This window comes from Variovorax sp. BGA-UO-ETr-C22 (assembly GCF_059567965.1).
Genome location: NZ_JCAQPA010000010.1, coordinates 480,784 through 498,782 on the forward strand (window position 1 = coordinate 480,784; position 17,999 = coordinate 498,782).

At 68.1% G+C, this 17,999-nt stretch carries 16 protein-coding genes; 12 read left to right on the plus strand and 4 right to left on the minus strand.

Features of this window, described 5'->3' with window-relative positions; genetic code table 11:
• Positions 1-25 precede the first annotated feature (25 nt).
• A complete protein-coding gene (gene zwf / locus AC57B8_RS15660; RefSeq protein ID WP_062472648.1) occupies positions 26-1,498 on the minus strand; it encodes a glucose-6-phosphate dehydrogenase in 1,473 nt (490 codons plus the stop codon).
• A gap of 143 nt (positions 1,499-1,641) precedes the next feature.
• On the opposite strand from zwf, the gene AC57B8_RS15665 reads away from it, so the two are divergent.
• Genes AC57B8_RS15665 through AC57B8_RS15680 form a run of 4 tightly spaced genes read left to right on the plus strand, consistent with a single transcriptional unit; the run spans position 1,642 to position 6,638 of the window.
• Positions 1,642-2,652 (plus strand): ABC transporter substrate-binding protein, encoded by a 1,011-nt coding sequence (locus AC57B8_RS15665; protein ID WP_095743722.1) that lies wholly within the window; start codon positions 1,642-1,644, stop codon positions 2,650-2,652.
• On the plus strand, positions 2,653-4,926 hold the full coding sequence (locus tag AC57B8_RS15670; protein WP_307695486.1) for an ABC transporter permease: 2,274 nt from the start codon (positions 2,653-2,655) through the stop codon (positions 4,924-4,926). It abuts the gene before it with no gap.
• Positions 4,923-5,963 carry an ABC transporter ATP-binding protein gene (locus AC57B8_RS15675; RefSeq protein ID WP_496480079.1) on the plus strand — a complete coding sequence of 347 codons (1,041 nt, stop codon included), beginning with the start codon at positions 4,923-4,925 and terminating at the stop codon, positions 5,961-5,963. The genes AC57B8_RS15670 and AC57B8_RS15675 overlap by 4 nt, the downstream gene beginning before the upstream one ends.
• A gap of 12 nt (positions 5,964-5,975) precedes the next feature.
• On the plus strand, positions 5,976-6,638 hold the full coding sequence (locus tag AC57B8_RS15680) for an HAD family hydrolase (RefSeq protein ID WP_496480080.1): 663 nt from the start codon (positions 5,976-5,978) through the stop codon (positions 6,636-6,638).
• Here AC57B8_RS15680 and AC57B8_RS15685 read toward each other — a convergent pair.
• Entirely contained in the window at positions 6,584-7,255 is a 672-nt protein-coding gene (locus AC57B8_RS15685) for a lipocalin family protein (protein ID WP_496480081.1), read from the minus strand. The genes AC57B8_RS15680 and AC57B8_RS15685 overlap by 55 nt on opposite strands.
• 242 nt (positions 7,256-7,497) lie before the next feature.
• On the opposite strand from AC57B8_RS15685, the gene tal reads away from it, so the two are divergent.
• The 3 genes from tal to AC57B8_RS15700 all read left to right on the plus strand — a co-directional run bounded on the left by tal (position 7,498) and on the right by AC57B8_RS15700 (position 10,516).
• Complete coding sequence (gene tal, locus AC57B8_RS15690; RefSeq protein ID WP_159273980.1) at positions 7,498-8,454, plus strand: transaldolase; 957 nt, start codon at positions 7,498-7,500, stop codon at positions 8,452-8,454.
• A gap of 2 nt (positions 8,455-8,456) precedes the next feature.
• On the plus strand, positions 8,457-10,010 hold the full coding sequence (gene pgi / locus AC57B8_RS15695) for a glucose-6-phosphate isomerase (RefSeq protein WP_496480082.1): 1,554 nt from the start codon (positions 8,457-8,459) through the stop codon (positions 10,008-10,010).
• A 173-nt stretch (positions 10,011-10,183) separates the two neighbouring features.
• Positions 10,184-10,516 carry a DUF805 domain-containing protein gene (locus AC57B8_RS15700; RefSeq protein WP_354345485.1) on the plus strand — a complete coding sequence of 111 codons (333 nt, stop codon included), beginning with the start codon at positions 10,184-10,186 and terminating at the stop codon, positions 10,514-10,516.
• A 57-nt stretch (positions 10,517-10,573) separates the two neighbouring features.
• On the opposite strand, the gene AC57B8_RS15705 is transcribed toward AC57B8_RS15700, so the two are convergent.
• Together AC57B8_RS15705 and AC57B8_RS15710 are read right to left on the minus strand one after the other, a co-directional pair.
• The gene (locus AC57B8_RS15705) at positions 10,574-11,635 is read right to left on the minus strand and encodes a 4-hydroxythreonine-4-phosphate dehydrogenase PdxA (RefSeq protein WP_370877915.1); all 1,062 of its coding nucleotides are present in this window, start codon (positions 11,633-11,635) and stop codon (positions 10,574-10,576) included.
• Between the two features lie 42 nt (positions 11,636-11,677).
• A complete protein-coding gene (locus AC57B8_RS15710) occupies positions 11,678-12,658 on the minus strand; it encodes a Bug family tripartite tricarboxylate transporter substrate binding protein (protein ID WP_496480083.1) in 981 nt (326 codons plus the stop codon).
• 93 nt (positions 12,659-12,751) lie between these two features.
• Between AC57B8_RS15710 and AC57B8_RS15715 the strand changes: the two genes are divergently transcribed.
• From AC57B8_RS15715 to AC57B8_RS15735, 5 genes are all read left to right on the plus strand, one after another.
• A complete protein-coding gene (locus tag AC57B8_RS15715) occupies positions 12,752-13,687 on the plus strand; it encodes a LysR family transcriptional regulator (protein ID WP_172438316.1) in 936 nt (311 codons plus the stop codon).
• A 182-nt stretch (positions 13,688-13,869) separates the two neighbouring features.
• A complete protein-coding gene (locus AC57B8_RS15720) occupies positions 13,870-15,180 on the plus strand; it encodes an ABC transporter substrate-binding protein (RefSeq protein ID WP_496480084.1) in 1,311 nt (436 codons plus the stop codon).
• A gap of 58 nt (positions 15,181-15,238) precedes the next feature.
• Positions 15,239-16,096, plus strand: a complete 858-nt coding sequence (locus AC57B8_RS15725; protein WP_070059984.1) for a carbohydrate ABC transporter permease — start codon at positions 15,239-15,241, stop codon at positions 16,094-16,096.
• A gap of 10 nt (positions 16,097-16,106) precedes the next feature.
• A complete protein-coding gene (locus AC57B8_RS15730) occupies positions 16,107-16,931 on the plus strand; it encodes a carbohydrate ABC transporter permease (protein WP_496480085.1) in 825 nt (274 codons plus the stop codon).
• 17 nt (positions 16,932-16,948) lie between these two features.
• Entirely contained in the window at positions 16,949-17,986 is a 1,038-nt protein-coding gene (locus AC57B8_RS15735; RefSeq protein WP_062472672.1) for an ABC transporter ATP-binding protein, read from the plus strand.
• Positions 17,987-17,999 lie beyond the last annotated feature (13 nt).

The window sequence follows — 17,999 nt, forward strand, 5'->3', positions numbered from 1 at the left end:
AGGCGCGGCGCATTCGGCGTCGGCCTTACTGCTCCTCGCCCCAGGCGAAGCCGTCGCGCGCGATCATGGCGCTCGACGCGCTGGGGCCCCAGGTGCCGGCCGCATAGGGGCGCGGACCGCCGTCGGATTCCCAGGAGTCGATGAGCGGCTCGACCCAGCGCCAGGCTTCTTCCTGCTCGTCGCTGCGCACGAACAGGTTGAGGCGCCCGTCGATCACGTCCAGCAGCAGGCGCTCGTAGGCACCCACGCGCTCGGCGCCGAAGCGCTTGTCGAAGTCCAGGTCGAGCTGCACCGGCGCCAGTTGCGCGGCGCTGGCGTGGCCGTTGCCGCCGCGCTGGCGGTTGTCCTGCGCCTGCGCGAGCATGTGCAGCTCCAGGCCGTCCTTGGGCTGCAGGTTGATCACCAGCTTGTTGACGTTGCCTGCGGGTGCGCGGTAGATGGCATGCGGCGTGGGGCGGAAGTTGACCTCGATGCGCGCGTCGCGCGAGGCCAGCCGCTTGCCGGTGCGGATGTAGAAGGGCACGCCGGCCCAGCGCCAGTTGGCGATCTCGGTGCGCAGCGCCACGAAGGTCTCGGTGCGGCTGTCGGGGTTCACGCCCGGCTCGTCGCGGTAGCCCTGCACCCGCTCGCCGTAGGCCGTGCCGGCCGTGTACTGGCCGCGCACCGCGTGCAGGCCCAGGCTCTCGGGCGTCCAGGGCTTGAGGGCGCGCAGCACCTTGAGCTTCTCGTCGCGGATGGCGTCGGCGTGCGCGTTGATGGGCGGCTCCATGGCCACGGCGCACAGCAGCTGCAGCGCGTGGTTCTGCACCATGTCGCGCAGCGCGCCGGTCTGGTCGTAGAAGGCGCCGCGCTTTTCCACGCCAAGGTCCTCGGCCATGGTGATCTGGATGTTGGCGATGTGCTCGCGGCGCCAGATGGGCTCGAACAGGGCATTGCCGAAGCGCATCGCGAACAGGTTCTGCACCGAGGGCTTGCCCAGGTAGTGGTCGATGCGAAAGACCTGCTTCTCTTCGAGCACCTTGCCCACCGCGGCGTTGATGGCGCGGTTGGAGGCCAGGTCGTGGCCCAGCGGCTTCTCGAGCACGACGCGGGTGCGCGGGCCGTTGAGCCCGGCGGCGGCGATCTGCTCGACCACCTGCGTGAAGAGCGCGGGCGCCGTGGCCACGTACATCACGACCGTCTTGGCGTCGCGCTGCTTGAGCAGGTCGGCCAGGCTGGCGTAGTCGGCGGGCTTGGACAGGTCCATGCGCAGGTAGTGCAGCATGGAGGCGAACTTCTTGAACTCCTCGGGGGAGGGGCGCTTGGCGCCTTCGACGGCGCTGAAGCGCGACTGGATCAGCTCGCGGTACTGGTCGTCCGACAGGTCGTCGCGCGCCACGCCGACGATGCGCCCGTCCTGCGGCAGGCTGCCGTGCCTGAAGGCCTGGAACAGCGCGGGCATCAGCTTGCGCCACGCAAGGTCGCCAGTACCGCCGAACAGAACGAGATCGAAGCTCATGAGAAAACTTTCCTTTGTCTGAATGCCGAGCAGGCAACGTGCCAGTCGCGATGGTACTTGTACCGATTCGGCACACCTGTACTAAAGCTACGCTGTCCCATGGCCGCGAGGCCTTTTTTTATTGCCGAGGCAGGGGAATACCAATGAAGAAGCTTTTCACGGCAGCCGCGCTGCTGGGTCTGTCGGCCGCCGCGTCGGCGCAGACCGTCAACGTCATCTGCTCGGTCCAGGCCGAGTGGTGCAACGTGATCTCCACCGTCTACGCCCGCACCACGGGCGTGCGCATCAACATGGCGCTCAAGGGCTCGGGCGAGGCGCTGGCCCAGCTCATCGCCGAGAAGGACAACCCCAAGACCGACGTCTGGTTCGGTGGCACGGGCGACCCGCACCTGCAGGCGGCCGAGCAGGGGCTCACGCTCGAATACAAGTCGCCCACGCTCACGCAGCTGCATCCCTGGGCCCAGCAGCAGGCCAAGCAGTCGGGCTACAAGACCGTGGGCATCTATTCGGGCCCGCTGGGCTTCGGCTACAACCCCGAGCTGCTCGCCAAGAAGAAGCTGCCGGTGCCCAAGACCTGGGCCGACCTGCTCAAGCCCGAGTACAAGGGCGACATCCAGGTGGCCAACCCCGCCTCCAGCGGCACGGCCTACACCATGATCGCGACGCTGGTGCAGCTCATGGGCGAGGACAAGGCTTTCGACTACCTCAAGGCGCTGCACAAGAACGTCGGCCAGTACACGCGCTCGGGCACCGGCCCGATCAAGGCGGTGGCGCGCGGCGAAACCGCGATCTCCATCAGCTTCGTGCACGACGGCCCGGGCGAGAAGATGCAGGGCTTCCCCGTCGAAACCATCACGCCCGCCGACGGCACCGGCGCCGAGATCGGCTCCATGAGCGTCATCAAGGGCGCGCGCAACCTCGACGCCGCCAAGAAGTTCTACGAATGGGCGCTCACGCCCGCCGCGCAGGAGCTGGGCGCCGCCAACAAGCAGTTCCAGCTGCCCAGCAATGCGAGCGCCAAGCTCGACCCGCGCATTCCTGATTTCAAGAAGATCAAGTTCATCAACTACGACTACGCCAAGTACGGCGCCAGCGCCGAGCGTCGCCGCCTGATCGCGCGCTGGGAAAAAGACGTCAACTCGCTGCCGCGCTAAGTGCAGGCGCGTTCCAACGAAGGCGCGCCGGCCAACCCGGCGTCCCTGGCCGCCGCCCGGCGCGCGCGGCGATGGATCTGGGCCTGGGTCGCGCTGGGCCTGGCGGCCTATCTCGTGCTGCCCTGGTATGCGATCCAGGATGCGACCTGGTACGAAGCCGTTCCGCAGGTCTTCGGGCAGGCAGAGGGCGCCAACGGCCTGATGCAGGCCGCGACGCAGGGCCGCAGCTGGCTCTTCATCGGGCTGGCCGGGCTGCTGCTGTGCGCCGTCGGCGCGGCCTTGCCGGCCGGCAAGGCGCAGGGGCGCTGGCTGCTGGCGGGCGGCGCGATCGGCGCCATCGGCCTGGCCGTGGCGGGCTTCACCATCGGGGCGCGCGGCTGGAGCGTCGCGGCGCTCAACACCCAGTTCGGCGAACTGGCGGTCAACCAGTTCGGCATCGGCGCGGGCGGCTTCGTGGCGCTCACGGCGCTGGTGCTGCTGGCGGCCTTCGGCATGGCGCGGCTCGGCCTGTTCAAGGGCGACCTGTTCGTCTCCGCCTCGGTGGTCGGCTGCGGCGTGCTGATGGCGCTGTTCATCGCCTACCCGGTGAGCCGGGCGCTGTCGGGCGCCTTCTTCAACGAAGACGGGCAGTGGTCGATCACGGCCTTCGCGGCGCGCGTGTTCACCGAGCGCATCTGGGGCCTGGGCTGCCTGGCGGGCGGGGTGCGCTGCGGCGTGGCGTGGAACACGCTGGTGCTGGCGCTGCTCACCGCGGCCGGCACCACCTTCCTGGGCACGCTGATGGCGCTGATGGCCGAGCGCGGCAACCGGCGCGGGCAGGGCGCATTGCGCGTGCTGGCGCTGCTGCCGATCATCACGCCGCCGTTCGTGGTCGGCCTGGGCCTCATCTTGCTGTTCGGCCGTGCGGGCATCGTCAACCAGGTGCTCGAAAACGTGTTCGGCATCGAGCCCACGCGCTGGTTCTACGGCATGCCGGGCGTGCTGGTGGCGCAGCTCTTCGCTTTCACGCCCATCGCCTTCATGATCATGCGCGGCGTGGTGCAGGGCATCGCGCCCAGCCTGGAAGAGGCCGCGCAGATGCTGCGCGCCGACCGCCGCCGCGCCTTCTTCACCGTGACGCTGCCGCTGCTCAAACCCGGGCTGGCCAACGCCTTCCTGGTCGGCTTCATCGAGAGCATTGCCGACTTCGGCAACCCGGTGGTGGTGGGCGGGCAGTTCTCGGTGCTGTCGACCGACATCTTCTTTGCCATCGTCGGCGCGCAGTACGACCAGGGCCGCGCCGCGTCGCTGGCCTGGGTGCTCACGCTGTTCGCGCTCGGCGTGTTCGCGCTGCAGCGCGGCCTGCTCGGCAAGCAGAACTACACGACGGTGAGCGGCAAGGGCGACGCCGGCATCGCGATGGCGCTGCCCGACGGCGTGCGCCGCACCATCCAGTGCATCGCGCTGCCGTGGATCGCCTTCACCGCCGTGGTCTACCTGTTCGCCTTCGCGGGCGGCTTCGTGCAGACCTGGGGGCGCGACTACAGCTTCACGCTCAACCACTTCAAGAGCGCCTTCGCGCTGGAGTGGGGCCAGTTCGGGCTGGTGTGGGCCGGCACGGCGTGGAACTCGCTGATCACCACGCTGAAACTGGCCGGCATCTCGGCGCCGATCACCGCGGCGCTGGGCCTGCTCATTGCCTGGCTGCTGGCGCGCAACGAGTTCAAGGGGCAGGGCGCCTTCGAGTTCGGCGCGCTGCTGGCCTTTGCGATCCCGGGCACGGTGCTGGGCGTGAGCTACATCCTGGCCTTCAACGTGCCGCCGTTCGAGCTCACGGGCACGGGGCTCATCATCGTGCTGTGCTTCATGTTCCGCAATCTGCCGGTGGGCGTGCGGGCTGGTACGGCGGCCTTCAAGCAGCTCGACCGCTCGCTCGACGAGGCCTCGTTGATGCTGCGCGCATCGACCTCGCAGACGCTGTTCAAGGTGGTGCTGCCGCTGCTCAAGCCGGCGCTGGTGGCCGCGCTGGTCTACAGCTTCGTGCGCGCCATGACGACGGTGAGCGCCGTGATCTTCCTGGTCACGGCCGAGAACGAGCTGGCCACCACCTACATCATCGGCCGCGTCGGCAACGGCGACTACGGCATTGCGCTCGCCTACTGCACGGTGCTCATGGTGCTGATGTCGCTGGCCATTGCGCTGGTGCAGTTCGTGGTGGGGGAGCGCAAGCTGGGTCGGCGTGGGGCGGTGCCCCCGCATGAGGGACATCACAAAATGGAAAGCCTGGCAGCATGAACGGCATCGAATTTCGCAACGTCACGAAGCGCTACGGCACCGATAAAAGCGGCCCGATGGCCGTCAAGGGCATCAGCTTCGAGGTGCCCGTGGGCACGCTCACCACCATCCTCGGCCCCTCGGGCTGCGGCAAGACGACCACGCTGCGCATGATCGCGGGGCTCGAATCGCCCACCTCGGGCTCGATCTTCATGGGCGGGCGCGACGTCACCACGCTCGGCCCGGGCGAGCGCAACGTGAGCATGATGTTCCAGAGCTACGCGCTGTTCCCGCACATGAACGTGATCGAGAACGTGGGCTACGGCCTGCGCATGAGCGGCGTGAAGAAGGACGAGGCCACGGTGCGGGCGCGCGAGGCGCTCAGGGGCGTGGGCCTGGTCGGCTTCGACGAGCGCCTGCCCAGCGAGCTGTCGGGTGGCCAGCAGCAGCGCGTGGCCCTGGCGCGCGCGCTGGTGCTCGAGCCGGCGGTGCTGCTGTTCGACGAGCCGCTGTCCAACCTCGACGCCCGCCTGCGGCGCGAGATGCGCGAGGAAATCCGCTCGCTCCAGCAGCGCTTGAAGCTCACCGTGGCCTACGTGACGCACGACCAGAGCGAGGCGCTGGCTGTGAGCGACCAGATCATCGTGATGGACCACGGCGTGATCGCCCAGCGCGGCACGCCCGAGCAGCTGTACGGCCGGCCCGAGAGCGAATTCGTTGCCGGCTTCATGGGCGAGGCGATGGTGTTCCCGGCCGTGGCACAGGCCGACGGCAGCGTCACGCTCGGCCCGCTGCGGCTGCAGCCGCGCTACGCGGTGGCGCCCGGCACGGTGAAGGTGGCGGTGCGGCCCGAGGCCTGGGACATCGGCGCGCTCGACGGCCTGCCTGCCACGCTGCGCAAGTCGGCGTACCTGGGCAGCTTCTACGAATACGGCTTCGACACCCCGCTGGGGCCGGTCTTCGTGGTCTCGACCGACCTGTCGCGCCCGCTGGCGGCCGGCACGCAGACCACCCTGTCGCTCGGAACCCATGGCGTGAGCGTGGTGCCCGGCGCATGAAACAATGGCGCCATGAACGTGGTTTTCGATCTTGGCGCCGTGCTGTTCGCCTGGGAGCCTGCACGGCTGGTCCAGGCCCATCTCCCCTCTCACGCCCCCACTGACGCCGCCGCCACGGCCCTGGGCCGGGCCCTTTTCCATCATGACGACTGGACCGGCTTCGACTGCGGCACCCGCACGCTCGACGATGCCATCGCCCGCATGTCGGCGCGGCTGGCGCTGCCTGCCGAGTCGCTGCACGCCATGCTCGACGGGCTCGGGGAGCGGCTGGCGCCGATCGACGTCACGGTCGCGATGCTCGAAGAGCTGCTCGTGCAGCGCGATGCCGGCGAGCCGCTGCGGCTGTACTACCTGTCGAACATGCCCGTGCCGTTCGCCCGCGCCCTCGAGCGCCGGCACGCCTTCATGCGGCGCTTCGACGGCGGCGTGTTCTCGGGCGACGTGAAGTTTCTCAAGCCCGAGCGCGAGATCTACGAGCTGCTGGCCATGCGCCACGGCCTCGACCCCGAGCAGACGGTGTTCATCGACGACTCGGCCGCCAACGTCGAGATGGCCCGTGCGTTCGGCTGGCACGCCATCCACTGCACCGCGCCCGACAAGCTGCCGGCGCAACTGCAGCGCTACCTGCCGGTGAGCACCACCTTGTCGGTGTCGAACCCCAGGCTGCGGGCGTAGTCCAGCTCGGCCTGCAGCGCGTCGTCCTCCAGGCGCGGCGCGCGCGACAGCACCCAAAGGTACTCACGGTCGGGCGTGCCGACCAGCGCCACCTGGTAGTCGCGGTCGAGCTTCAAAATCCAGTAGTCGCCCCACACCAGCGGCAGCCAGCCCATCCAGGCGGGGGCGAAGCGCACCTGCAGCCGTCCGGCGCCGGGTTGGCCGGCCACGGGCACCACGCGCGCGCTGCCGATCGCCTCGTCGAAGTTGCCGTCGTCGCGCACGCAGCGGTTGCGCACCTGCACGGTGCCGTCGGGCTGCGGCGTGTACTCGGCGCTCACCGGGCCGGCGCACTGCTTCTGGAACCGGTTGGGCAGCCGCGCCTGTTCGTGCCAGACGCCGGCGTAGCGGTGCAGGTCGACCGGCGCCACCACCTGCAGCGGTGCGCGCATCAGCGGGGCGCCGTCGGCCGGGCCGGCGGGCCGGACACGGGCCGTGCGTGCGGCGCCCAGCGCGTACCAGGTGGCCACGCCGCCCACGACGAAGGCGGTGGCCATGGTGCCGATCGCGTGGCTGGTGCGGCGGTCGTCGAAGGCGCGGCCGGCGGCGGTCGCGGGGCGTGGGGGGCGAGGGGTCATGAGGGCTCCTGGGGAAAGTCGTTCTCGGCGTGGATGTCGCGTCCCGTTCAGGGTGCCCCGGGCCGCGGCCGGCTGCCGTCAGCCGGGGACCACAGCCCCTGTAGGGCAGGGCGGCCGACAACCCTTCGCGCTGCAGGCCGATGGAGCTTCGCGAAAACCCGTGCTACGGTTCGCATGAAAACATCGACCGCCGCGCAACTGCGTGCAGGACTTGTCACACCCCTCCCCGGATAATTGATTTCATGAACCAACTCGATGCACTCCGCCAGTGGACCACCGTGGTTGCCGACACCGGCGACTTCAAGCAGCTCAGCATTTCCAAACCGCAGGACGCGACCACCAACCCGTCGCTGATCCTCAAGGCCGTGCAGAAGGCCGAGTACCGGCCGCTGCTCGATGAAACCGTGAAGGCCCACGCCGGCAAGCCGCTCGACGAGGTCATCGACCGCCTGCTGGTGCGCTTCGGCACCGAAATCCTCTCCATCATCCCGGGCCGCGTGTCCACCGAAGTCGACGCACGCCTGTCGTTCGACACCGCCGCCACCGTGGCCCGCGGCGAGCGCATCGTGGCGCTGTACAAGGCCGAAGGCATCGACACCGAGAAGCGCCTGCTGATCAAGGTCGCCTCCACCTGGGAAGGCATCGAGGCCGCGCGCCTGCTCGAGCAGAAGGGCATCCGCACCAACCTCACGCTGCTGTTCTCGTTCGCGCAGGCCGTGGCCTGCGGCGCGGCCGGCGTGCAGCTCATCTCGCCCTTCGTGGGCCGCATCTACGACTGGTACAAGAAGTCGGCCGGCGCGAAGTGGGACGAAGCCGCCAGCGCGGGCGCCAACGACCCCGGCGTGAAGTCGGTGCGCGAAATCTTCAACTACTACAAGCAGCAGGGCATCAAGACCGAGGTCATGGGCGCGAGCTTCCGCAATGTCGGGCAGATCCAGGCGCTCGCCGGTTGCGACCTGCTGACCATCAGCCCCGAGCTGCTGGCCGAGCTGGCCGCGAGCAACGAGCCGCTCACGCACGCGCTCGACGCCAAGGCTGCCGCGAGCGGCAACGCAGAGAAGGTGAGCTACGACGAAGCCGGCTTCCGCTTCGCGCTCAACGAAGACGCCATGGCCACCGAGAAGCTCGCCGAGGGCATCCGCGCCTTCGCGGCCGACGCCGTGAAGCTCGAAAAGCTCATGCAGGAAAGCGGCAAGTAAACATGACCATGACCCTGCGCTGTGACCGCGCGCCGGCCTGGGCGCAACTGCAGTCCAGCTTCGACACGGCCGGTCGCCAGTTCGATCTTCGCCATGCCTTCGTGGAGGACGCCGGGCGCTTCGCGCGCTTCAGCCAGGAGGCGCCGCACGTCTTCGCCGACCTGTCGAAGAACCTCATCGACGCGCGCACCGAGGCGCTGCTGTTCACGCTGGCGCGCGAATGTGGCCTCGAGGCCCACCGCGACGCCATGTTCGCGGGTGCGCACATCAACAACACCGAAGACCGCGCCGTGCTGCACACGCTGCTGCGCGCGCCGGCCGACGCGGCCACCGGCCGCCAGACGGCCCACGAGCTGCGCGAAGTGCACGCCACGCTCGACGCCATGCTGGCCTACGCCGAGAAGGTGCGCAGCGACCACACGATCACCGACGTGGTCAACATCGGCATCGGCGGCTCCGACCTCGGCCCGCAGATGGCGGTGCTGGCGCTCGCGGAGTTCGTGGCGCCGGGCAAGCGCTTCCACTTTGTCTCGAACGTCGACGGCCACGAGCTGGCGGGCGTGCTCAAGGGCCTGGCGCCCGAGCACACGCTGTTCCTGGTCGCCTCCAAGACCTTCACCACGGCCGAGACGATGACCAACGCGCTCTCGGCCAAGCGCTGGTACGAACAGTCGGGCGGCACCGACATCGCGGGCCATTTCGCTGCGCTCACCACCAACGTCGAGGCCGCGAAGCAGTTCGGCATCGACACCACCTTCGGCTTCTGGGACTGGGTGGGCGGCCGCTACTCGCTGTGGTCGGCCATCGGCCTGCCGATCGCGCTGGCCATCGGCGCCGACGGCTTTCGCCGGCTGCTGGCGGGCGCGCATGCGATGGACGAGCACTTCCGCACCGCGTCGCTCGAGCAGAACCTGCCCGTGCGGTTGGGCCTGCTCGATGTCTGGTACCGCAACTTCCACCACTTCACGAGCCGCAGCATCGCGCCGTACCACAGCGCGCTGAAGCGCGTGCCGGCCTACCTGCAGCAGCTCGAGATGGAGAGCAACGGCAAGCAGGTCGATGCGAGCGGCGCGCCGCTGGCCTTCGGCACCTCGCCCGTGCTCTGGGGCGAGCCCGGCACCAACGGGCAGCACGCTTACTTCCAGATGCTGCACCAGGGCACCGACGTGATCCCGCTCGAGTTCATGGCGGTGCGCGACGCCTCGCACGACCTCGACGGCCACCACCCCAAGCTGCTGGCCAATGCGCTTGCGCAGGCGCAGGCGCTGATGGTCGGCAAGCTCGACGAAGGCGGCCACAAGAACTTCCCGGGCAACCGGCCGAGCACCTTCTTCGTGTTCGAGAAGCTCACGCCCGAAGCACTGGGCGCCTTCCTCGCGATGTACGAGCACCGCGTGTTCACCAGCGGCGCGCTGTGGGGCATCAATAGCTTCGACCAGTGGGGCGTGGAGCTCGGCAAGGTGCTGGCGCGCGACATCGAGCCGCGCCTGGCTTTGGGCGATGTCTCGGGGCTTGATGCCTCGACGGCCGGCCTTTTAAAGCGGCTGAGCGCCTGACGGCACACGTCACCGCAAGGCTTGCGAGCCTTGGCCAAAGGCTCTATCCACTAGGCCTTTAGGCCATTGGTTTGCAGCGCGGTGGCCGGTTTGGCCGAGTTTGTCGTTGCACAGTGCGCCGATATGATGGCCCCGGGGAAATTTCCCTGGGATTCATCAAGAGGAGCGAGTCAATGGACTTTCAAACAGCGGTCAAGACGTGCATCGCCAAGTACACCGATTTCACGGGTCGTGCGTCGCGTTCCGAGTTCTGGTGGTTTTTTCTGGCCCAGTTCGGCGTGCTCGTCGTGACGGGCCTGATCCATGAGTACGTGTACTTCATTGCAGCGCTGGCCCTGCTTCTGCCCGCCCTCGCGGTGGGCGTGCGCCGCCTGCACGACATCGGCAAGAGCGGCTGGTTCCTGCTGCTGTCGATCATCCCGCTGATCAATCTCGTGCTGATCTATTTCTTCGTTCAGCCGACGCAGCCTGAGAGCAACGCTTACGGCGAACCGCCGAGCGCCTGAACTTTCTGCCAAAGGGCCGCACATGCGGCCCTTTTCTTTTGGGCGTTAGCAAGCGGCTCAGGCCACCGCCGCCTCCACGGATGCAGGCGCTGGCGCACCGCTTGCCATCCGCACGCACAGGTCGAAGGCCTGCTGCAGCCCTTCGATCTGCGCCACGCCCTGGCCGGCGATGTCGAAGGCGCTGCCGCTGGCCGAGGTGGCCACGGGCACGGGCAGGCCACCGTGCAGGGTCACGCCCTGTTCGAAGCCCATGAGCTTCATCGCGATCTGGCCCTGGTCGTGGTACATCGACACCACCGCGTCCACGTCGCCGCGCCGTGCGCCGATGAACACGGTGTCGGGCGAGAACGGGCCGCGCGCGTCGTGGCCTTCGGCGCGCAGCTGTTCGATGGCGGGCGCGATGATCTCGATCTCTTCCATGCCGATCGAGCCGCCGTCGCCCGCGTGCGGGTTGAGTCCGGTCACCGCGATGCGCGGGTGTGCCACGCCGGCGCGGCGCAGTGCCGACGCGATGATCTTCACGGCGTCGCGCACGCCCTCCACGGTGATGTGCCGCGCCACGTCCTTCAGTGGAATGTGCGAGGTCACGCGCGAGGTCCACAGCGAGCCGGTGAGGTTGAACTCGCAGACGAAGCCCGTGACGGCGAAGCGCTCCTGCATGTAGCGCAGTTCGTCCTCGTGCACGAGGCCGCCCAGGCGCAGCGAATGCTTGTTGAGCGGCGCGAAGAGGATCGCGTCGGCCTGGCCGTTGCGCACGGCCTGCGTCGCCAGCTCCAGCGCCTCGAACGAGGCCCGGCCCGAGCGCTCGTTCGATTCGCCGAGCACCGGTTCCTCGCCTGCCATCCAGTCGCGCACGAGGAGGCTCGGACGGCCGTCCTCGAAGCGCAGGCTGTCGAGGGTGTTCACCTGCAGCGGGGCCAGCTTCGCGCCCGCCACGCGCTCGCCCGCGGCCAGCACGACGGGGTCGGCGATCAGCAGCACGCGCGCGGCGTCGAGGTTGCGCTGGCGCGCGAGCAGCTTCACGGCCATCTCGGGGCCGACGCCGCTGGGGTCGCCGAGCAGCACGGCGATGCGGGGTTTAGCGGAGGTCACGCGCGGGGTTGTCGAGGGGGTAGACATGGTCGGCAATGGAGGTGGAGAAAAGAGAAAGAAGGGACGGCCTCACTCGGCCTTGATGCGCGCATCGCGCACGAGCCGGCCGTAGTGGTCGAACTCCTGCCGGTTCATCGCCGCGAAGGGTTCGCCGGTCAGCGTGCCGGGCTCGCCGCCCAGGGCCTTGATGCGCGACTGCACGTCCGCCAGGCCCATCGTGCGCGTGAGTTCGGCGCTCAGCCGCTCGACCGCGGGGCGCGGCGTGCCGGCCGTCACGTACAGGCCATACCAGGTCGACACGTCGGCGCCCTTGACGCCTTGCTCGGCCAGCGTGGGCACGTCGGGCAGCTCGGGCGAACGCTGCGGTGCGCTCACGGCCAGCGCGCGGAACTTGCCGGCGCGGATCTGGCCCATGGCCGAGGAGGTGCTGTCGAACATCATCTCGACCTCGCCCGAGATGATGTCGATGTGCGCCTGCGAGCTGCCCTTGTAGGGCACGTGGATCGAGGTCATGCCCGTGGCCAGGTTGAAGGCTTCGCCGCCCACGTGCTGCGTGCTGCCGATGCCCGACGACGCGTACTTGAAGCCGCCCGGCCTGGCGGCCATGGCCGCGAGCAGGTCCTTCACCGATCGGTAGGGTGAGTTCGCCGACACCACCAGCACGTTGGGCATCACGGCCACGAGGCCGATGGGTTGCAGGTCTTTCAGCGGGTCGTACTTGAGCTTGAGGATGTGCGGCGCCACGGCCTGCGCCGTGTTGGTGGCCAGCAGCAGCGTGGCGCCGTCGGCCGGCGCGCGGGCCGTGAGTTCGCCGGCGATGGTGTTCGATGCGCCGGGGCGGTTCTCCACCGTCACGGGCTGCTTCAGCACGGGCGAGAACTTGTCGGCCAGCACGCGCGCGAGGATGTCGGTGCCGCCGCCGGGCGAGGCGCCGACCAGGATGCGCAGCGGCTTGTCGGGGTAGGCCGGCTGCGCACCCGCGTTCAGGCAGGCGGCCAGCGCCAGGAGCGCCGCCAGGCCGGCACCGCGGGCCAGGGGAAAGAGAGTCATCGCGTCGTCTCCTGCTTGTTGTGGGCCCGAGCCTACGGAGCTTCGGTCGCGCGATCCAATCGAAAAAGGCCGAAGCTCCATATACTTTTGTGCATGAAACCTGGCCTCACCGACGCTTCGCTGATGCTGCATGTGAGGCCGCGCCAGCTGCTCCTGCTGGCCCGGCTCGACGCGCACCGCCACCTCGGCCGCGCGGCCGAGGCGATGAACATCAGCCAGCCGGCCGCCACCAAGCTGCTGCAGCAGCTGGAGGAGTCGCTGGGCGAACAGCTCTTCGAGCGCCTGGCGCGCGGCATGGCGCCCACGCCCTACGGCGAGATCCTGATCCGCTACGCCCACCGCGTGCTCAGCGACTTCGGCACCGCCCGCGAGGAAATGCTCGCGCTGCGTTCCGGCCTGAGCGGTGCGCTGCGCGTGGGCAGCGTGCCGGGTGCGGTGCCCGAGCTGCTGGCGCCGGCGCTGGTCGCCTACCATCTGCGCCATCCGCAGGTGGCCGTGTCGGTGGTGGTCGAGACCAGCGACCTGATGCAGGCGCAGCTGGAGCAGGGCGACGTCGACCTCGTGCTGGGCCGTCTCACCGACGGCCACGACGAGGCCAAGTACGCGAGCGTGCCGCTGCTGGGCGAGTCGCAGGTGGTCGTGGTGCGCGCCGCGCACCCGGTGTTCGAGCGCGCGGCCACGGTCACGCTCGCCGAGATGGCGACCTGGTCATGGGTGCTGCAGCCGCCGGGCTCGCCGCAGCGCGGGCGCTTCGAGGCGGCGATGCGCGAGGCCGGCATCCAGGCGCGGCTGGACATCATCGAAACGGCATCGCCCATCGCGATCACGGCGCTGCTGGAGAACTCCGACATGGCCGCCGTCATGCCGGCCTCGCAGGCCAACCATTACGGCCGGCTGGGCGTGCTGCGCACCGTGCCGGTCGAGCTGCCGGTGCGCGTGCCGCCGATCTGCCTCATCACCCGCGAAGACCGCCCGCTGTCGCCGGCGGCGGCGCAGTTCCGGCGCCAGCTGCTGGGTGGGCACGCGTGACGGGCGAGAACTTCAGTCGGACGTTTTCCATCCTGAATTGCGTTAACTAGGGATTTCACTAGCCAACTGGTGCAAGAGAGTACTGGTTGGGCCGCTCGAAATACCAAAATCGCAAGCGCGTTTCTCCAGAATCCGGGCACGGCGACCACGATACCGAGGCGTCGCTCACCCAAGGAGACACCATGAAGCGCTTTCTGAAAGCGGGCCTCGCCCTCGCACTCATCGGCACGGGCCTTGTGTCCCACGCCGCCACCGAACTCGTGATCGCGACCGTCAACAACGGCCACATGATCGAGATGCAGAAGCTCACGCCCTTCTTCGAGAAGGCGAACCCCGACATCAAGCTCAAGTGGGTCACGCTCGAGGAAGGCACGCTGCGCCAGCGCGTGACCACCGACATCGCCACCAAGGGCGGCCAGTTCGACGTGATGACCATCGGCCTGTACGAAGCGCCGATCTGGTCGAAGAAGGGCTGGCTGCAGCCCATCGCCACCGATGCCGCCTACGACGCCGACGACCTGCTGCCCGCCATCCGCGCCGGCCTGTCGCACGAAGGCAAGCTGTACGCCGCGCCCTTCTACGGCGAGAGCTCGATGCTCATGTACCGCAAGGACCTGGCCGACAAGGTCGGCTTCAAGATGCCCGAGCAGCCCACCTGGGCGCAGGTGAAGGAGCTGGCCGGCAAGATCCATGACCCCAAGGGCGGCCTGTACGCCATGTGCCTGCGCGGCAAGCCGGGCTGGGGCGACAACATGGCCTTCCTGACCACGCTGGTCAACACCAACGGCGGCCAGTGGTTCGACATGCAGTGGAAGCCGCAGATCGACACCAAGCCCTGGAAGGACGCGATCGGCTTCTACGTCGACCTCATGAAGGCCTACGGCCCGCCGGGCGCCTCGGCCAACAGCTTCAACGAGAACCTGGCGCTGTTCAACGAAGGCAAGTGCGGCATGTGGGTGGACGCGACCATCGCGGCCTCGTTCATCAGCGACCCCAAGCAGTCGAAGGTGGCCGACAAGGTGGCCTTCGCGCAGGCCCCCGTCGCCGTGACACCCAAGGGCGCCAACTGGCTGTGGACCTGGAACCTGGCCATTCCCGCCAGCTCGACCAAGGGCGCCGCAGCACAGACCTTCGTGAAGTGGGCGACCTCCAAGGAATACGTCAACCTCGTGGCCAAGGAGCACGGCTGGGGCACGGTGCCCACCGGCACGCGCAAGTCGACCTACGCGAACCCCGAGTTCCAGAAGGTCGCCAGGTTCGCCGCCGCCGAGAAGAAGGCCATCGACAGCGCCAACCTCAGCGACAGCACCTTGCCCAAGTCGCCGTACGTCGGCGTGCAGTACGCGGCCATTCCCGAGTTCCAGGCCATCGGCGTGGCGGTGGGCCAGCAGATGAGCGCGGCGCTGTCGGGCAAGGTCACGGTCGACCAGGCGCTGAAGACCTCGCAGCTCGCTGCGGAGCGCGAGATGAAGAAAGCGGGCTACTACAAGTAAGCCGCGCTTCTTCCCCTCTCCCCGCGGGGAGAGGGCCGCAGCCTGAGAGGAACAGACCATGAAAAGACTCCTGCCCCGCGCCCTCATGGCGCCCGCCGTGCTCACGCTCTTCCTGTGGATGATCGTGCCGCTGCTGATGACGTTGTACTTCTCGTTCGTGAACTACAACCTCATGCAGCCCGGCGAACGCACGTTCGCGGGCATCGAGAACTTTCACTACTTCGTCACCGACCCCGACTTCTGGCCGGCCACGTGGAACACGCTGCTGCTTATCGGCAGCGTGATCGTCATCACGGTGGTGTTCGGCGTGCTGCTCGCGCTCCTGGTGAACGAACCCTTCCCGGGCCGCGGCATCGTGCGCGTGCTGCTGATCTCGCCCTTCTTCGTCATGCCTGCAGTGAATGCGCTGCTGTGGAAGCACATGATGATGAACCCCATCTACGGCATCCTGGCCGACGTGTGGCGCTTCTTCGGCGCGCAGCCGGTCGACTGGCTCACCGACGTGCCGCTGTTCTCCGTGATCATCATGGTGGCCTGGCAGTGGCTGCCTTTCGCCTGCCTGATCTTCATCACCTCGCTGCAGTCGCTCGACCGCGAGCAGATGGAAGCCGCGCGCATGGACGGCGCGAGCTCGTTCCAGCGCTTCTTCTATCTCACGATTCCGCACCTGGGCCGCCCGATGGCCGTGGTGATCATGATCGAGATGATCTTTCTGCTCAGCGTGTTCGCCGAGATCGCCATCACCACCAATGGCGGCCCGGGCAACGAGAGCACGAACATGACCTACATGATCTTCAAGCAGTCGCTCATGAACTTCGACGTGGGCGTGGCGTCGGCCGGTGCGCTGTTCGCAGTGGTGCTGGCCAACATCGTGGCCGTGTTCCTCATCCGCATCATCGGCAAGAACCTGGACTGAAGGAACGACCATGCAACCCAGCAACCTCCTTCCCCAGCTGCTGCGTACCGTCGGTGCGTGGGCCGTGGCGCTGCTTCTGTTCTTCCCGCTCGGCTGGCTGTTCCTCACGGCCTTCAAGACGGAGCTGCAGGCGATCCACGTGCCGCCGCTGTTCATCTTCGAGCCCACGCTCGACAACTTCGGCGAGGTGCAGCGCCGCAGCGACTACCTGCTGTATGCGCGCAACTCGCTGATCACCAGCCTGGGCTCGACCATCCTGGGCCTCTTGATCGCCGCGCCCGCCGCGTACTCGATGGCGTTCTTTCGCACGAAGAAGACGCGCGACATCCTCATGTGGATGCTCTCCACCAAGATGATGCCGGCCGTCGGTGCGCTGGTGCCGATCTACGTGCTCGCGCAGACCGCCGGCATGCTCGATTCGCTCACCGCGCTCACCATCGTGTTCACGCTGTCGAACCTGCCGATCATGGTGTGGATGCTCTACAGCGCCTACAAGGACATTCCGAACGAGATCCTCGAAGCCGCGCGCATGGACGGCGCGAGCCTGTGGACCGAGTTCCGCCACGTCGTGATGCCGCTGTCGGTCGGCGGGCTCGCATCGACCGGCCTGCTGTGCCTGGTGCTGAGCTGGAACGAAGCCTTCTGGGCGCTCAACCTCACCTCCGCCAAGGCCGGCACGCTGGCCACGCTCATCGCGTCGTACTCCAGCCCCGAGGGCCTGTTCTGGGCCAAGTTGTCGGCCGCGTCGCTGATGGCCATTGCGCCCATCGTCGTGTTCGGCTGGTTCAGCCAGAAGCAACTGGTGCAAGGCCTGACCTTCGGCGCCGTCAAGTAAAGAAAGGGAGACATCTCATGGCCTACCTCGAACTCAAGAACATCAAGAAGAGCTTTGGCGACGTCCACATCATCAAGGGCGTCGACCTGCAGATCCAGAAGGGCGAGTTCATCGTCTTCGTCGGGCCTTCGGGCTGCGGCAAGTCGACGCTGCTGCGCCTGATCGCGGGGCTCGAACCCATCACCAGCGGCAACCTGCTGCTCGACAGCAAGGACATCACCTGGACGCCTTCGGGCAAGCGCGACCTGGCGATGGTGTTCCAGAGCTACGCGCTGTACCCGCACATGAGCGTGTACGACAACATGTCCTTCGCGCTGAAGCTCGCGGGCGTGGCCAAGGACGAGATCAGGACCAAGGTCGAGTACGCGGCCAAGACGCTGAACCTCACGCAGTACCTGGACCGCACGCCGAAGGACCTGTCGGGCGGTCAGCGCCAGCGCGTGGCCATCGGGCGCGCGATCGTGCGTGCGCCGAAGGTGTTTCTCTTCGACGAGCCGCTGTCGAACCTCGATGCGGCGCTGCGCGGCAACACGCGCGTCGAAATCCACAAGCTGCACCGCGCGCTCGGCGCCACCACCATCTACGTCACGCACGACCAGGTCGAGGCCATGACGCTGGCCGACCGCGTGGTGGTGCTGAAGGACGGGCTCATCGAGCAGGTCGGCACGCCGCTCGAACTCTACGACCGACCGGCCAACCAGTTCGTCGCGCAGTTCATCGGCATGCCGTCGATGAACATGGTGGCGGCGAGCGCCATCCCGAGCTTTTCCGCCGCCACCGGCGGGCGCCTGCCCAGCGACGGCTTTCTGGGCGTGCGCCCCGAAGGCCTGCGCGTGCATCCGAAGCAGGGCGCGGCCGCCGGCGTGCCGGGCCGCGTCGAGCTCATCGAGGCGCTGGGCGCCGACACGCTGATCCACGTGGACGTGGGCGGCGTGCCGCTCATCGCGCGCCAGAACGAACGCACGCCGCTGCAGGCCGGCGACGACGTGGCGGTCGAGCTCGACCCGTCCGTGCTGCACCTGTTCAGCCGCGAAGGCCGCGCCGTCGCCGCCTGATCCGACGCCCCTC

Coding starts and splice junctions, on each gene's coding strand:
- zwf (WP_062472648.1), bottom strand. CDS start 1,498: ATGAGCTTCGATCTCGTTCTGTTCGGCGGTACTGGCGACCTTGCGTGG.
- AC57B8_RS15665 (WP_095743722.1), top strand. CDS start 1,642: ATGAAGAAGCTTTTCACGGCAGCCGCGCTGCTGGGTCTGTCGGCCGCC.
- AC57B8_RS15675 (WP_496480079.1), top strand. CDS start 4,923: ATGAACGGCATCGAATTTCGCAACGTCACGAAGCGCTACGGCACCGAT.
- AC57B8_RS15680 (WP_496480080.1), top strand. CDS start 5,976: ATGAACGTGGTTTTCGATCTTGGCGCCGTGCTGTTCGCCTGGGAGCCT.
- AC57B8_RS15685 (WP_496480081.1), bottom strand. CDS start 7,255: ATGACCCCTCGCCCCCCACGCCCCGCGACCGCCGCCGGCCGCGCCTTC.
- tal (WP_159273980.1), top strand. CDS start 7,498: ATGAACCAACTCGATGCACTCCGCCAGTGGACCACCGTGGTTGCCGAC.
- pgi (WP_496480082.1), top strand. CDS start 8,457: ATGACCATGACCCTGCGCTGTGACCGCGCGCCGGCCTGGGCGCAACTG.
- AC57B8_RS15700 (WP_354345485.1), top strand. CDS start 10,184: ATGGACTTTCAAACAGCGGTCAAGACGTGCATCGCCAAGTACACCGAT.
- AC57B8_RS15705 (WP_370877915.1), bottom strand. CDS start 11,635: ATGTCTACCCCCTCGACAACCCCGCGCGTGACCTCCGCTAAACCCCGC.
- AC57B8_RS15710 (WP_496480083.1), bottom strand. CDS start 12,658: ATGACTCTCTTTCCCCTGGCCCGCGGTGCCGGCCTGGCGGCGCTCCTG.
- AC57B8_RS15715 (WP_172438316.1), top strand. CDS start 12,752: ATGAAACCTGGCCTCACCGACGCTTCGCTGATGCTGCATGTGAGGCCG.
- AC57B8_RS15720 (WP_496480084.1), top strand. CDS start 13,870: ATGAAGCGCTTTCTGAAAGCGGGCCTCGCCCTCGCACTCATCGGCACG.
- AC57B8_RS15725 (WP_070059984.1), top strand. CDS start 15,239: ATGAAAAGACTCCTGCCCCGCGCCCTCATGGCGCCCGCCGTGCTCACG.
- AC57B8_RS15730 (WP_496480085.1), top strand. CDS start 16,107: ATGCAACCCAGCAACCTCCTTCCCCAGCTGCTGCGTACCGTCGGTGCG.
- AC57B8_RS15735 (WP_062472672.1), top strand. CDS start 16,949: ATGGCCTACCTCGAACTCAAGAACATCAAGAAGAGCTTTGGCGACGTC.